Origin of the sequence: Marisediminicola sp. LYQ85, from assembly GCF_046600695.1 — a bacterium.
Classification (GTDB): Bacteria; Actinomycetota; Actinomycetes; order Actinomycetales; family Microbacteriaceae; genus Marisediminicola.
In genome coordinates this window covers 880202-894843 of record NZ_JBKIWO010000001.1, presented here as the reverse complement: position 1 = coordinate 894843, position 14642 = coordinate 880202, and the positions used below count along the sequence as shown (strand labels likewise).

Genomic DNA, 14642 nt, shown 5'->3' with positions numbered 1-14642 from the left:
CCACATCACCGTGCGCCCTGGGCGCCCGACACCTCAGGAGTCCCCGTGACTGTCAAGATCGGTATCAACGGCTTCGGCCGAATCGGCCGCAACTACTTCCGCGCCGCCCTCGCCAAGGGCAGCGACCTCGAGATCGTCGCGGTCAACGACCTCACCGACAACAAGGCGCTCGCGCACCTTCTCAAATACGACTCCATCAGCGGTCGCCTCGACGCGTCCGTCGAGCTCGACGGCGACTCGATCGTCGTCAACGGCAAGGCCATCAAGGTGTTCGCCGAGCGCGACCCCGCGAACCTCCCCTGGGGCGAGCTCGGTGTCGACATCGTCATCGAGTCGACGGGCTTCTTCACGAAGGCCGACGACGCCCGCAAGCACATCACCGCCGGCGCCAAGAAGGTTCTCGTGTCGGCTCCCGCGACGGGCGACAACGTCGCGACACTCGTGCTCGGAGTCAACGAGGACACCTACGACTCCTCCGTGCACGACGTCATCTCCAACGCCTCGTGCACCACGAACTGCCTCGCGCCGCTCGCCAAGGTGCTGCTCGACAACTTCGGTATCGAGCGTGGGCTCATGACGACGGTTCACGCGTACACCGCTGACCAGAACCTGCAGGACGGCCCGCACAGCGACCTCCGTCGTGCGCGCGCCGCGGCTCTCAACATCATCCCCACGAGCACGGGTGCCGCGAAGGCCCTCGGCCTCGTGATCCCCGAGCTCGTCGGCAAGCTCGACGGTTACGCGCTCCGCGTTCCCGTGCCGACCGGCTCGATCACCGACCTCACGATCGAGACCTCCTCGACCGTCACGGTCGAAGAAGTGAATGCGGCGTACAAGGCGGCGTCGGAGGGTGACCTCAAGGGCATCCTCAAGTACACCGAAGACCCCATCGTCTCGAGCGACATCGTCGGCGACCCGCACTCGTCGATCTTCGACGCCGGCCTCACCAAGGTCATCGGCTCGCAGATCAAGGTCGCGTCGTGGTACGACAACGAGTGGGGCTACTCGAACCGCCTCGTCGACCTCACCGAGTACGTCGCCGCGCAGCTCTGAGATCCCCGTGTCGCTTCGCACCATCGAATCGCTCGGGTCTCTCGCGGGCAAGCGCGTCGTCGTGCGCTGTGATCTCAACGTTCCACTGAAGAACGGCGAGATCACCGACGACGGCCGTATCCGCGCCTCGCTGCCGACAGTGTCCGAACTGTCGGCAGCGGGGGCGCGCGTCGTCGTCATCTCGCACCTCGGACGACCCGACGGCAAGCCGAACTCCGAGTTCTCGCTCGCACCGGTCGCGCAGCGTCTCAGCACGCTCCTCGGGTCGAGTGTCGTCTTCGCCGACGACACCGTCGGACCCGCCGCGCGCTCGGCCGTCGACGCCCTCGAGGACGGCCACGTGGTCGTGCTCGAGAATCTCCGCTTCGATGCGCGCGAGACGTCCAAAGACGATGCCGAGCGCGGCGAGTTCGCGTCCGAGCTCGCCGACCTCGGCGACGCCTACGTCTCCGACGGTTTCGGTGTCGTGCACCGCAAGCAAGCGAGCGTCTACGAACTCGCGACTCTGCTTCCGAGTGCTGCGGGCACTCTCATCGCGAGCGAGCTCGAAGTGCTCGACCGTCTGACCGAATCGCCCGAGAGACCGTACACGGTCGTGCTCGGCGGCTCGAAGGTCTCCGACAAGCTCGGCGTCATCGACCACCTGCTGCCGAGGGTCGACTCCATCCTCGTCGGAGGCGGAATGGTCTTCACCTTCCTCGCCGCTCTCGGACACGAGGTCGGTGCGAGCCTGCTCGAGCGAGACCAGATCGACACCGTCAAGGGATACCTCGACGAGGCGAAGCGACACGGTGTCGACATCGTGCTTCCGACGGACATCGTCGTGGCCTCGAAATTCGGCGCCGACGCTGAGCACGTCGTCACCCCCGCCGAGGCCATGCAGGACACCGACTTCGGCGCCTCGGGACTCGGTCTCGACATCGGCCCGGACTCCGCAGCACGGTTCGCCGAGGTCATCCGCGCGTCGACGACGGTCTTCTGGAACGGCCCCATGGGCGTGTTCGAGATCGACGCGTTCGCGGAAGGCACGCGCGCCGTCGCGTCCGCCCTCACCGACGTCAGCGGACTCTCCGTCGTCGGAGGTGGCGACTCGGCAGCCGCCGTGCGCGCACTCGGATTCTCGGACGACCAGTTCGGGCACATTTCGACGGGAGGCGGCGCGAGCCTCGAGTTCCTCGAGGGTAAGCGACTCCCAGGACTGGAGATACTCGGATGGCAAGCGTGACCACGCCGGCAGCTCGCATCCCGCTGATCGCGGGCAACTGGAAGCTCAACCTCGACCACCTGCAGGCGATCGCCTTCGTGCAGAAGCTCGCGTGGAGCCTCAAAGACGCGAGCGTCGACTTCGACGGAATCGACGTAGCGGTGTTTCCGCCGTTCACCGACATCCGCTCGGTGCAGACGCTCGTGGGTGCCGACAAACTGCCGATCCAGTACGGCGGTCAGGATGTCTCGCAGCACGACAGCGGCGCGTACACCGGCGAGATCTCGGGTGCGTTCCTCGCGGCCCTCGATTGCCGATACGTGCTCGTCGGCCACTCCGAGCGACGCACCCTCCACGGTGAGACCGACGAGATCGTCGGCGCGAAAGCCGCGGCGGCCGTGAAGCACGGACTCGTCCCGGTCATCTGCGTCGGGGAGACCGCCGACGACCTCGAGAAGCACGGTCCGAGTGCCGTGCCCGTCGCCCAATTGCGTACCATCCTCGCGACACTCCCCGCGGGGTCGGACATCGTGGTGGCGTACGAGCCCGTCTGGGCCATCGGCTCCGGTCAGGCCGCGACGCCCGATCAAGCGCAGCAGGTCGCGGCGCCGCTTCGCGCGGTCATCGCCGAGGCACTCGGTGACGACGTGGCTGCAGCCACGCGCATCCTCTACGGCGGTTCGGTCAAGTCGGGCAACATCGCAGGCTTCCTGCGCGAAGCCGACATCGACGGCGCCCTCGTCGGTGGCGCGAGCCTCGACATCGACGAGTTCTCGAGCATCGTTCGCTTCCAGAAGCATGTCGGTGTCTGACCTGCCGTTATACTGATCAACGGTTTTACCGCGGTCCCGAAAGGCTTTTTGTGGAAATTCTCCAGGTCATCCTGCAGGTGTTGCTCGGCATCGTGAGCATCCTGCTGACCCTGCTCATCCTCTTGCACAAGGGGCGCGGCGGCGGTCTCTCCGACATGTTCGGTGGGGGAGTCACCTCGAACCTCGGTGCGTCCGGGGTCGCCGAGCGCAACCTCAATCGCATCACGGTGATCCTCGGGCTGTTCTGGATCACGTGCATCATCGTGCTCGGGCTCATCACCAAATTCGACAGCGTGGGTTAGGAACGTCATGGCTTCTGGCGGAAGTGCAATCAGAGGATCGCGGGTCGGCGCCGGCCCCATGGGCGAGCAGGATCGGGGTTTCCACGCCGACCGGATCGCCGTGTCGTACTGGGACGCCCTCGGCAACGAGACGGTGCGGTACTTCTCCGCGGCCCTCCCCGACGAGGAGATCCCCGAGACGATCGACTCCCCGCAATCGGGTCTCCCCGCGGGGCGAGACAAAGAGAACCCCCCGAGCCTCGCGAAGCTCGAGCCGTACAAGACCCATCTCGCCTACGTGAAAGAGCGCCGCACCGAAGAAGAGGCCGCGGAGCTCCTCAACGAGGCGATCGTCGCACTCCGCACGCGGCGTGCGCGCATCGCGTCGGAGAAGTAGAAGCCGCGACGTAGCTGTCTCAACGACACTGGGCCCCTCCGATCGGAGGGGCCCAATGTCGTCGTGTGCGGTGCGAGAGTGTCAGTACTCGCTGCTGATGAGATCTTCGGGAACTTCGGCGGCCGCCGCGCTGTCGACGAAGAACACGGTGCGCTTGCGCCCGCGCGCACCCGAGGCGGGCACCGACGACGGGCCTGCTCCCGCGAGAGCGAGGCCGAGAGCGGATGCCTTGTCCGCCCCGGCGAGGCACAGCCAGATGCGATCGGCGTTGTTGATGACGTCGAAAGTGAGGCTCAAGCGCTCCGACGGCGGCTTGGGTGACTCGCGCACGGCGATGACCGACCGCCCCGTGGTCTCGACCCCGGCACTGTCCGGAAAGAGCGATGCGATGTGGCCGTCGGGTCCGACGCCGAGGAACAGGATGTCGAACACGGGGAAGTCGGCGCCGTCGGACGCCGCGTCGCGGAGGGTCGACGCGTAGGCATCCGCACCCTCGTCGAGGTCCATTCCGTCGTCACTCGCCGGGAAGGTGTGCACTCGGTCGTCACGCACGGCCACGTGAGACAGCAGGGCCTCGAACGCTCCCGTGTCGTTGCGGTCGGAGTCGCCTCGCGGCACCCACCGCTCGTCGCCCCACCACACGTGCACTCGAGACCAGTCGATTGAATCCCGCGCGCCCGACTCGGCGATGGCCCGCAGGATGCCGGTGCCGACCCCACCGCCCGTGAGCGCGATGTGCACCTCGGGCTTCTCGTCGAGGAGGTCGATGACCTTCGTGATGAAGCGCGCGGCGACCGCGCCCGCGAGACCCGCGGCGTCCTGGTGGACGAGTACTCGGCGATCCGCGCTCATTCGGGGCCCTTTCCGACCTTCGTGGACGTATCGACGTCGTCGCCACTCACGGAGAAGCCGTGGGTGATGACGTGGCCGAAGAGGTCGTCGGGGTCGAGTCGTCGAAGCTCTTCAGCGAGGCACTCGCGCATCGAGCGCCGGGGGAGCGAGATGTCGTGGGTCGGCTGCCCGGGTTGCACGAGAGTCACGATGTTGGGCTGCGACCGCTCGAGCTCGATGTCGCCGGACGCGCGGTTCAAGACGACACCGTGGATGCCGCTCGATCCGACCGGGGACTCCGTGATGGTGTGTTCCACCGGGAGTTCCAATTGCAGGCGCAACCACGCGGCGAGAAGACTCGTCGACGGCGACGCCTCGGCCCCGTGCACGTTCGCGGCGAGGATCGGTTCGAACGGGGGCTGGTCGAGCACCGCGGCGAGCTGGGCGCGCCACAGGGTGAGCCTCGTCCAGGCGAAGTCGGTGTCGCCGGGCGCGTAGGTCGACGAGAGGTGCTCGAGGAAGCGGCGGGGATCGGGCTGCGCCGCGGCGTCGGTGATGCGGCGCTGCGCGATGCGTCCGAGCGGCGAGGTCGAGACGACATCCGGAGCCTCGCCCGGCCACCACGCGACGACGGGAGCGTCGGGCAGCAGGAGTCCGGTGACGAGACCCTCTTCGTCTCTGCTCATCTCACCGTGGGCCTTGAGAACGATGACCTCGCTCGCTCCGGCGTCGCCACCGACGCGGATCTGCGCGTCGAGCCGCGTGCCCTCGTCCGAGGTCGCGCCCGAGCCCGCGGTCGAGATGACGATGACGCGCATGGGGTGCTCGCGAGAGGCATCGTTCGCCGCCTCGATCGCCTCCTCTTCGTGCCCGAGCGACGTCGAGATCACGAGGGTCAGCACGCGACCGAGGGCGACGGCGCCGCCCTCCTCGCGGATCTTGACGAGGGTCTTCGAGATGCGACTCGTCGTGGTGTCTGGCAGGTCGACGATCATGGGCGTCTCCAGGTGCGGCCGTCGCGAGCGAGCAGCCGGTCGGCGGAATCGGGACCCCAGGTTCCGGGGCGGTACTGCTCGGGCTGGCCCTGGGTGGCCCAGAACTCCTCGATGGGGTCGAGGATCTTCCAGCTCAACTCCACCTCCTGGTGGCGGGGGAAGAGCGGCGGGTCACCGAGGAGCACGTCGAGGATGAGTCGCTCGTAGGCTTCGGGGCTCGCTTCGGTGAAGGCGTGACCGTAGCCGAAGTCCATGGTGACGTCGCGCACTTGCACGCCGGCGCCGGGAACCTTGGACCCGAAACGGATCGTGACCCCCTCGTCGGGCTGCACGCGGATGACGAGGGCGTTCTGCCCGAGAGCCGAGGTCTGACTCTCGGCGAAGAGCTGCTGGGGAGCGCGCTTGAACACGACGGCGATCTCCGTGACGCGACGCCCGAGTCGCTTGCCCGCACGCAAGTAGAACGGCACTCCCGCCCACCGCCGCGTGCCGATGTCGAGGCGCATCGCGGCGTAGGTCTCGGTGAGCGAACCGGGATCCATCCCGTCTTCCTCCAGGAATCCGAGGACCTTCTCGCCTCCCTGCCAACCGCTCGAGTACTGACCTCGAGCGGTCGCCGTGGAGAGGTCCTTCGGCAGCCGCACGGCGGAGAGCACCTTCTCTTTCTCCGCCCGCAGGTCTGCGGCGTCGAATGAGACGGGCTCCTCCATCGCGGTGAGGGCGAGAAGCTGCAGGAGGTGGTTCTGGATGACGTCGCGCGCGGCGCCGATACCGTCGTAGTACCCCGCTCGGCCTCCGACCCCGATGTCCTCGGCCATCGTGATCTGCACGTGGTCGACGTAGTTCGAGTTCCACAGGGGTTCGTAGAGCTGGTTGGCGAAGCGCAGCGCGAGGATGTTCTGCACCGTCTCTTTGCCGAGATAGTGGTCGATGCGGAACACCGAGTCGGCGGGGAACACCGACTCGACGACGTCGTTGAGCTCACGCGCGGTCTTGAGATCGCTCCCGAAGGGCTTCTCGATCACGACGCGCCGCCACTGGCCGTCCTTCTGCTCGGCGAGCCCCGAGCGACGGAGCTGCTCGGTGACCTGCGGGAACGACTTCGGCGGGATCGATAGGTAGAACGCGTGGTTTCCCATGGTTCCGCGGTGCTCGTCGAGCTCCTCGACCGTCTCCTTCAGCTGCGCGAACGCGGCGTCGTCGTCAAACTCTCCCTGGACGAAACGGATTCCCTGAGCCAGTTGCTTCCAGACATCCTCGTCGAACGGAGTCCGAGAGTACTGCTTGACCGCGTCGTAGACGACCTGCTCGAAGTCCTGGGTGTCCCAGTCCCGGCGGGCGAACCCGACGAGGGCGAACCCCGGGGGCAGGAGCCCCCGGTTGGCGAGGTCGTACACCGCCGGCATGAGCTTCTTGCGTGACAGGTCTCCGGTAACCCCGAAGATGATAAGGCCGCTGGGGCCGGCGATGCGGTTGAGTCGGCGATCGCTCGCGATTCTCAGCGGGTTGAACTCCGGGGTGATATCCACCGGCGACATACGTCTCCTAATTGACTGCGAAGTAGAGCGGGATCCCGGCCGTCAGGCGAGGATGCGGGAGAGCGTCGTGGCCGACGCCGCCCCGTCGGTGAGCGTGAGCGTGACAACCGGCCGACCGTGGTCGACGAGCACGCTCGCGTCGCCCGCCGCTTGCGCGGCGATGAGCTGACCGAAGGTGAACGGACGCTCGGGGATGTCGAGGTCGACGGTCTCCGTCGCCGTGATCTGCAGGAACACTCCGACCGCCGGCCCACCCTTGTGGAACTGGCCCGTGGAGTGCAGGAACCGCGGTCCCCATCCGAACGTCACGGGACGACCCGTGCGTGCCGCGATAACCGAGCGCAGCTCGGCGAGCTCGGGGAGCGCCGTGCGGTCGACGTAGGCCTGGATCGCGACGTAGCCGTCGGGGCCCAGTTGCGCGAGAAGCTCGTCGACGGCGGTGCGCACCGACGACGACGCGGACGCGGTTCCCCGCACCTCGATGCCGTCTTCGACGAAGAGCGGCTCCGTCGCCTCGGGGCGCGCGTCGAGAAGACCGCGCGTCGCGATCTTGGCCGACTCGACGTCGGGCTGGTCGAACGGGTTGATGCCGAGAAGGCGACCGGCGACGGCCGTCGCGAACTCCCAGACGAGGATCTGAGCACCGAGGGTGCCGCTGATCTCGATCTCGCCGTCGGCGACCTCCTCGGTCTCCTTGCGGCTTTCGACGAGCCGCACGATCTGGAGGTCGGGAATGGATGCCCCGATCTCGGGCGCGTCGATCTCGAGCACGACAGGCAGGAGACCGCGGCCGTCCTTTCCTGTCGACTCGGCGATGAGCTGCTCGACCCAGTCGCCGAACCCGACGATGTGGGTTCCGTCGGAGACGATGCCGAGCTTGTCTTTGAGGGGCGAGGTCCCCGCGATCGCCGCGGCGAGCACGAGACCGGGGTTCTCGTCGTTGTCGAGGGCGAGCTGGAGGCTCACCGATCCCGCCTCGTCGAGGAGGGCCTCGATGTCGACGCCCGCGAGCCCCGACGGAACGAGACCGAACGCCGTGAGAGCCGAGTAGCGGCCTCCGACGTTCGGGTCGGCGTTGAACACCGCGTAGCCGTCAGATCGAGCGGATTCGTCGAGCGGCGATCCGGGATCGGTGACGATGACGATGCGCTCGACCGGATCGATACCCGCCGAGCGGAAAGCGTGCTCGTAGACGCGCTTCTGGCTGTCGGTCTCGACTGTCGAACCGGACTTCGACGAGATGACGACGGCGGTCGTCGAGAGCCTGTCGCCGAGAGCCGCGAGCACTTGACCCGGGGCCGTGGCATCGAGAACCGTGAGCTCGACTCCCGCCGTCTTCGTGATGACCTCGGGGGCGAGCGAGGAGCCGCCCATCCCCCCGAGCACGATGTGGTCGACACCGCGGTCACGCAGCGCGTCGCGCAACTCGAGGATGCCGGGAACCAGCGTCTGCGAGATGGCGACGGCCTCGACCCACCCGAGACGCTTGGTCGCCTCGGACTCGGCGTCCGGACCCCAGAGGGAGCCGTTCTGCGTCATGATGCCGGAGGCGACGCCGTCGGCGACAAGCGTCGGAACGACGCGAGCGACCGCCTCGGCGGCGGGGCCGGTGACCGCGATGTCGAAGCTCACTGTGCGCTCTCCGGGGTGATCGTCGCGGGCTCGGAGTTGTCGGCGCCCGGCTGACTCGCCGACGCCGATGCTTCGAGCGCTGCGGTCACGGTGTCGAGCAGTTCGTTCCACGACACGACGAACTTGTCGACGCCCTCGGTTTCGAGCTGCGCTGTCACCTCGTCGTAGGAGATGCCGAGGCGGTCGAGCGCGTCGAGCACGCCGTTCGCGGCGTCGTAGGAGCCGGTCACGGCATCCCCGGTGACCTCGGCGTGGTCGAACGTGGCCTCGAGGGTCTTCTCGGGCATCGTGTTGACGGTGTCGGTGACGGCGAGCTCGGTCACGTAGAGCGTGTCGGGCAGGTTCGGGTCTTTGACCCCCGTGGACGCCCAAAGCGGGCGCTGCTTGTTCGCACCGCCGGTGAGGAGCTGCGACGCCCGCTCGCTCGAGAACGACTGCTCGAAGACCTGGTAGGCGAGCTGGGCGTTCGCAACGCCCGCCTTGCTCTTGAGCGAAACGGCCTCGTCGGTGCCGATGGCCTCGAGTCGCTTATCGATCTCGGTGTCGACGCGCGACACGAAGAACGACGCGACCGAGTGGATGGTCGAGAGGTCGATGCCCTTCGACTTCGCCTTTTCGAGACCCGTGAGGTAGGAGTTGATGACCTCGCGGTAGCGCTCGAGGCTGAAGATGAGGGTCACGTTGACGCTGATGCCCTCACCGATGGTGTCGGCGATGGCCTCGAGGCCCTCGACCGTCGCGGGGATCTTGATCATCGCGTTGGGGCGCGCGACCTTGGCCCACAGTCGCTTGGCCTCCTCGAAGGTTCCGGCGGCGTCGTGGGCGAGCCCGGGCTCGACCTCGATCGACACGCGACCGTCGAAGCCCGAGGTCGAGTCGTACACCTCGCGGAAGATGTCACTCGCGGCGGCGACGTCGTCCGTGGTGATCTCGAAGACGGCGTCGGTCACGTTCGTGCCCTTCGCGGCGAGCTCGGAGATTTGCGCGTCGTAGGCCTCGCCCTTCGCGAGAGCGCTCGCGAAGATGGTCGGGTTGGTCGTGATGCCCACGACGTTCTTCTCGGCGATGAGCTTCTGCAGCCCGCCCGAGTTGATCCGTTCGCGGGAGAGGTCGTCGAGCCAGATGCTGACCCCGACCTCGGAGAGAGCTTTGGTGGGAGTGGTGTTCTCAGTCATGTCTTCTTCTCTCAGTTGCTGGTGGCCTGAGCGGCGGCCAGAGATTCTTTTGCTGCGGAGACGACGTGCTCGGTCGTCATGCCGAATTCGCGGTAGAGGGTCTCGTAGTCGGCCGAGGCACCGAAGTGCTCGATCGACACACTGCGACCGCTGTCACCGACGTACTCGCGCCAGCCGAGGGCGATCCCCGCCTCGACGGAGACGCGGGCCTTGACCGATGTCGGGAGAACCGACTCGCGGTACTCGTCTGACTGCTCCGAGAACCACTCGAGGCTCGGTGCCGAGACGACGCGAGCGCCGATTCCCTCGGCCGCGAGCGCTTCGCGGGCCTCGATGGCGAACTGCACCTCGGAGCCCGTCGCGATGAGGATGACGTCGGGGGAACCGGTTGCGGCGTCGGCCAGAACGTATGCGCCCTTGCCTGTGCCCTCGGCCGAGGCGAAAGTCTCGCCCTCGGCTGCGCCCTCGCCTCGCGGGAAGACCGGGAGGTTCTGGCGCGAGAGGACGATGCCCGCGGGTCCGCGACGACGTCCCAGAATGGCGTGCCACGCGTGAGCGGTCTCGTTGGCGTCGGCGGGTCGCACGACGTCGAGTCCGGGGATCGCGCGGAGCGACCACAGCTGCTCGACCGGCTGGTGCGTCGGTCCGTCGCCGCCGAGCGCGACGGAGTCGTGGGTCCAGACGAAGATCGACGGCGCCTGCATGAGAGCCGCGAGTCGAACCGCGGGGCGCATGTAGTCGCTGAAGATGAGGAACGTTCCGCCGAAGGGGCGGGTGTTGCCGTGGAGGACGATGCCGTTGAGGATCGCGCCCATCGCGTGCTCGCGGATTCCGAAGTGCAGCACGCGGCCGTACTCGTTTCCGGTCCACTCGCCTGTCGAGTGCTCCGCGGGAACGAAGGAGGGGGAGGCCTCGAGGGTCGTGTTGTTCGACTCGGCGAGGTCGGCCGAACCGCCCCAGAGCTCGGGGATGACCGGCCCGAGCGCGTTGAGCACCTTGCCCGATGCGGCGCGAGTCGACACGTCTTTGCCCGACTCGAAGACGGGGAGCGCGTCGACGACACCCTCGGGGAGGTCGCCGGCGAGAACGCGGTCGAGGAGGACCTTGCGCTCGGGGTTCGCCTTCGCCCACGCGTCGAACTGCTCGTTCCATTCGGCGTGAGCCGCCTGGCCACGCTCGACGGCTTTGCGCGTGTGGGCGATGACGTCGTCGTCGACCTGGAACGACTGCTCGGGGTCGAACCCGAGAACCGTCTTCACGGCCGCGAGCTCTTCGGCACCGAGCGCGGAGCCGTGGATCTTGCCGGTGTTCTGCTTCTTGGGCGACGGCCACCCGATGATGGTGCGGAGGATGATGAGCGACGGCTTCGTCGTCTCGGCCTTGGCCGCGTCGATCGCACGGTTGAGCTCCTCGACGTCTTCGACGTAGTCGCCCGTCTTCTTCCAGTCGACGACCTGCACCTGCCAGTGATAGGCCTCGTAGCGCGCTTTGACGTCTTCGGTGAAGGCGATGTTCGTGTCGTCTTCGATCGAGATCTGGTTGGAGTCGTAGATCGCGATGAGGTTGCCGAGCTGCTGGTGGCCGGCGAGCGAGGATGCCTCGCTCGTGATGCCCTCCTGCAGGTCGCCGTCGCCCGCGATCACGTAGACGTGGTGGTCGAACGGGCTCGAGCCGGTGGGAGCGTCGGGGTCGAAGAGACCGCGCTCGAAGCGGGCGGCGTAGGCGAAGCCCACGGCGGAGGCGAGGCCCTGGCCGAGCGGACCCGTCGTGATCTCGACGCCGTCGGTGTGGCCGTACTCGGGGTGACCCGGCGTCTTCGACTCGAAGGTGCGGAGCGCCTTGAGGTCGTCGAGCTCGAGACCGTAGCCGCCGAGGTAGAACTGCGTGTACTGCGTGAGCGAGCTGTGACCGACGGAGAGGATGAACCGGTCGCGGCCGATCCAGGTGCTGTCGCTCGGGTCGCGGCGCATGACCTTCTGGAACAGGAGGTAGGCGGCGGGAGCGAGGCTCATCGCGGTTCCCGGGTGGCCGTTGCCGACCTTCTCGACGGCGTCAGCCGCGAGGATTCGCGCGGTGTCTACCGCTCGGCTGTCGATGGGATCCCACTGGAGAGCTGACACGGATTGATGACCCTTCGTTCGCGGTGGGCGCGACCGCCATCGGCGCTCGCCCCCACGATGTAGAGGTGTGACTTGCCTATCGAGCACCGGTGCTTCACATCGTCGCGCGCGACGACACCACCGTGAGGGGGAGTCGGGGCGAGCTCGAGGCTGACAAGCTGCTTCCAGTATAGAGAGAGCACCCTCACAGCGCCCGGTGTTCGCCGTCAGAGCACCGGGCTTGCGCGCGCACTCGGGAAAGCGTAGGGAGGCGTCGAGGTAGACTTTGCGCTGGAGATCCACGCGTTAGAGGAGCAATGGACGTAGTCACACATCCGACGGCGACCCGCGAGCGGATCGGGTTCGCGCGCAAAGCGCGGGCATACCTCGCGCTCACGAAACCGCGCGTGATCGAGCTTCTGCTCGTGACGACAGCTCCCGTCATGGTTCTCGCCGAGGGCGGTCTGCCGAGCCTGTGGCTCGTTCTCGCGACGCTCGTGGGTGGCGCACTGAGTGCCGGCTCCGCGGGAGCGTTCAATTGCTACATCGACCGCGACATCGACCGCGTGATGGACCGCACGAAGAACCGGCCCCTCGTCACGGGGGAGGTGACCGATCGCGAGGCTCTCGTCTTCGCGTGGATCCTCGGCGTCGTCTCGATCGTGTGGCTCGCCGCGACGACGACGTGGCTCGCCGCCGCGTTCTCGGCCCTCGCGATCCTCTTCTACGTCGTCGTCTACACGATGTGGCTCAAGCGCCGCACGTCGCAGAACATCATCTGGGGCGGTATCGCCGGGTGCTTCCCGGTGCTCATCGGATGGGCGGCCGTCACGGGCTCGATCGCGTGGGCCCCCGTCATCCTCTTCTTCGTCGTGTTCCTCTGGACGCCCCCGCACTACTGGCCGCTCTCGATGAAGTACCGCACCGACTACGCGAAGGCGCACGTGCCGATGCTCGCGGTCGTGCGCGGCCGCACTCTCGTGGGCCTCCAGGTGGTGCTCTACGCGTGGGCTACCGTCGCGTGCTCGCTGCTGCTCATCCCCGTCGCGTCGATGGGGATCGTCTACACCGCTGTCGCGATCGTCGCCGGGGGATGGTTCATCCTCGAGGCCCACCGTTTGTACAGCGGGGCGATCCGCCCGGGCGACGTGCGCCCGATGCGCGTCTTCCACAGCTCGATCTCCTACCTCACGCTGCTCTTCATCGCCGTGGGTGTCGACCCTCTGCTGTCGTTCTGACTCCCGTCGGGCACCAGCCGCTCGCGGGCGCCGTGTCGGGTAGCCCGCGTCGACCGACCGCTAGTTCGTGGCGGCGACGCGGGCCTCGAGGGTCGCGATCTCGTCCTCGGATTCGGTCTCGACCTGCTGCCTCGTACTGAGGATGACGGCCGTCATCGCGCTCGCGAGCACACATGCGAGAACCATGTGGATGCCGACGAGGATCTCGGGCAGTCCGAGCCGCGCCTGGGTGATACCCACGAGGATCTGCACCGCTTCGACGGCGAGCAGCCCCACCACGAAGGGGACGACGCGCGCGAGTCGCAGTCGCACGGCTGCGACGAGCAGCACGAGGGTGAGCGCGAGGGTCGCGTATGCGGGGTAGCTGTGCAGGTGCTGCATCAGTTCGGGATCGAGGTCGTTGCGGGCCGCTCCGTGGTCTCCCGCGTGCGGACCCGACCCCGTCACGAGGATGCCGACGACGATCGTCACCGCGACCGTGACGGAGGAGACCCAGGCGGTTCGCACGAACCAGCGTGGTGCCGCGACGTAGTCGCCCCGGGCCCCGCGATAGACGCGGAAGAGCAGAACCGTCGAGAGGACGACGAGCACGGTCGAGAGAACGAAGTGGAGTCCGACGATGTAGGGGTTGAGCCCGGTGAGCACGGTGATGCCTCCGATGACGCCCTGGAACGGGATTCCGAGCCCGATGACGACCGAGAGGCGGAACAGCTCGGGGCGGTCTCGGCGCATCCGCACGACGAAGAGGAACATCACGATGGCGATCGCGATGAGAGCGAACGTGAGCAAGCGGTTGCCGAACTCGATGATGCCGTGGATGCCCATCTCCGGAGTGTTGATGAACGACTCCGGGGTGCAGCGCGGCCACGTGGGGCACCCGAGCCCTGATCCCGTGAGTCTCACGGCCCCGCCGGTGCCCACGATGAGGGTCTGCGCGATGAGCGTGGCCCACGCGGCGACGCGCACGCGACGATCGACCGTGCGGGGCAGCCACTCCACGAAACGAGTTCGAATCGATCGGATGTCGGCGTGCCCACTCATGTCTCTCCCGGAAAGTCGCACGGCGGGTGAGCCGATTGGCCGACGACGCTCGTGAGAGGCGATTCTACGGCGGCACAATCTGAGAGACCCCAGACGGAACCGAGGCCGGGACCGAGGCCGAGTCCTCGCTCGGTGCGCCAGGCGCCTTCACAGGCTCGACAGCCCCGCGGCCGACCGTGCACCTGTAGAATTGCCGAGTCCAGATGCATGCCCTGGATCAGGTTGCGACGCCGCACACAGTCGCACCGGGACCGCAATCACGGCGGGTCCCCGACTACTCACGCAGCACGCACCCGGAACGGGCGAGTCCTTCGGGGCAGCACAACGGAATACCACCTCGGCCACC

13 protein-coding genes are annotated in these 14642 nt (G+C 67.4%); 6 read left to right on the top strand and 7 right to left on the bottom strand.

What is annotated here, in order from left to right; all coding sequences use genetic code 11:
• Positions 1–45 precede the first annotated feature (45 nt).
• Genes gap through ACLHG5_RS04170 form a run of 5 tightly spaced genes read left to right on the top strand, consistent with a single transcriptional unit; the run spans position 46 to position 3747 of the window.
• A complete protein-coding gene (gene gap, locus ACLHG5_RS04190) occupies positions 46–1053 on the top strand; it encodes a type I glyceraldehyde-3-phosphate dehydrogenase (protein ID WP_411315452.1) in 1008 nt (335 codons plus the stop codon).
• Positions 1054–1060: 7 nt separating this feature from the next.
• Positions 1061–2278 (top strand): phosphoglycerate kinase, encoded by a 1218-nt coding sequence (locus ACLHG5_RS04185; RefSeq protein ID WP_411317949.1) that lies wholly within the window; start codon positions 1061–1063, stop codon positions 2276–2278.
• The gene (gene tpiA / locus ACLHG5_RS04180; protein WP_411317948.1) at positions 2266–3069 is read left to right on the top strand and encodes a triose-phosphate isomerase; all 804 of its coding nucleotides are present in this window, start codon (positions 2266–2268) and stop codon (positions 3067–3069) included. Before ACLHG5_RS04185 ends, tpiA begins: the two co-directional genes overlap by 13 nt.
• 50 nt (positions 3070–3119) lie before the next feature.
• Entirely contained in the window at positions 3120–3371 is a 252-nt protein-coding gene (gene secG / locus ACLHG5_RS04175; protein WP_411315455.1) for a preprotein translocase subunit SecG, read from the top strand.
• A gap of 7 nt (positions 3372–3378) precedes the next feature.
• Positions 3379–3747, top strand: coding sequence for an RNA polymerase-binding protein RbpA (locus ACLHG5_RS04170; protein ID WP_411315456.1), 369 nt, complete (start codon positions 3379–3381; stop codon positions 3745–3747).
• A gap of 81 nt (positions 3748–3828) precedes the next feature.
• Here the strand turns inward: ACLHG5_RS04170 and pgl are convergent, their stop codons facing one another.
• The 6 genes from pgl to tkt are packed head-to-tail and all read right to left on the bottom strand — an operon-like array spanning position 3829 to position 12038.
• Positions 3829–4599 carry a 6-phosphogluconolactonase gene (pgl, locus tag ACLHG5_RS04165; RefSeq protein ID WP_411315457.1) on the bottom strand — a complete coding sequence of 257 codons (771 nt, stop codon included), beginning with the start codon at positions 4597–4599 and terminating at the stop codon, positions 3829–3831.
• Entirely contained in the window at positions 4596–5573 is a 978-nt protein-coding gene (locus ACLHG5_RS04160) for a glucose-6-phosphate dehydrogenase assembly protein OpcA (RefSeq protein WP_411317947.1), read from the bottom strand. Before ACLHG5_RS04160 ends, pgl begins: the two co-directional genes overlap by 4 nt.
• Complete coding sequence (zwf, locus tag ACLHG5_RS04155; protein WP_411315459.1) at positions 5570–7111, bottom strand: glucose-6-phosphate dehydrogenase; 1542 nt, start codon at positions 7109–7111, stop codon at positions 5570–5572. Before zwf ends, ACLHG5_RS04160 begins: the two co-directional genes overlap by 4 nt.
• Positions 7112–7153: 42 nt before the next feature.
• Positions 7154–8743, bottom strand: a complete 1590-nt coding sequence (locus tag ACLHG5_RS04150) for a glucose-6-phosphate isomerase (protein WP_411317946.1) — start codon at positions 8741–8743, stop codon at positions 7154–7156.
• Positions 8740–9918, bottom strand: a complete 1179-nt coding sequence (gene tal, locus ACLHG5_RS04145; RefSeq protein WP_411315461.1) for a transaldolase — start codon at positions 9916–9918, stop codon at positions 8740–8742. Before tal ends, ACLHG5_RS04150 begins: the two co-directional genes overlap by 4 nt.
• Positions 9919–9929: 11 nt before the next feature.
• Positions 9930–12038, bottom strand: coding sequence for a transketolase (gene tkt / locus ACLHG5_RS04140; RefSeq protein ID WP_411317945.1), 2109 nt, complete (start codon positions 12036–12038; stop codon positions 9930–9932).
• Positions 12039–12334: 296 nt separating this feature from the next.
• Between tkt and ACLHG5_RS04135 the strand changes: the two genes are divergently transcribed.
• The gene (locus ACLHG5_RS04135; RefSeq protein ID WP_411315463.1) at positions 12335–13255 is read left to right on the top strand and encodes a heme o synthase; all 921 of its coding nucleotides are present in this window, start codon (positions 12335–12337) and stop codon (positions 13253–13255) included.
• A 60-nt stretch (positions 13256–13315) separates the two neighbouring features.
• Here the strand turns inward: ACLHG5_RS04135 and ACLHG5_RS04130 are convergent, their stop codons facing one another.
• A complete protein-coding gene (locus tag ACLHG5_RS04130; protein WP_411317944.1) occupies positions 13316–14296 on the bottom strand; it encodes a COX15/CtaA family protein in 981 nt (326 codons plus the stop codon).
• Between the last annotated feature and the right edge of the window lie 346 nt (positions 14297–14642).

Coding starts and splice junctions, on each gene's coding strand:
- tpiA (WP_411317948.1), top strand. CDS start 2,266: ATGGCAAGCGTGACCACGCCGGCAGCTCGCATCCCGCTGATCGCGGGC.
- ACLHG5_RS04170 (WP_411315456.1), top strand. CDS start 3,379: ATGGCTTCTGGCGGAAGTGCAATCAGAGGATCGCGGGTCGGCGCCGGC.
- pgl (WP_411315457.1), bottom strand. CDS start 4,599: ATGAGCGCGGATCGCCGAGTACTCGTCCACCAGGACGCCGCGGGTCTC.
- ACLHG5_RS04160 (WP_411317947.1), bottom strand. CDS start 5,573: ATGATCGTCGACCTGCCAGACACCACGACGAGTCGCATCTCGAAGACC.
- zwf (WP_411315459.1), bottom strand. CDS start 7,111: ATGTCGCCGGTGGATATCACCCCGGAGTTCAACCCGCTGAGAATCGCG.
- tal (WP_411315461.1), bottom strand. CDS start 9,918: ATGACTGAGAACACCACTCCCACCAAAGCTCTCTCCGAGGTCGGGGTC.
- ACLHG5_RS04135 (WP_411315463.1), top strand. CDS start 12,335: ATGGACGTAGTCACACATCCGACGGCGACCCGCGAGCGGATCGGGTTC.
- ACLHG5_RS04130 (WP_411317944.1), bottom strand. CDS start 14,296: ATGAGTGGGCACGCCGACATCCGATCGATTCGAACTCGTTTCGTGGAG.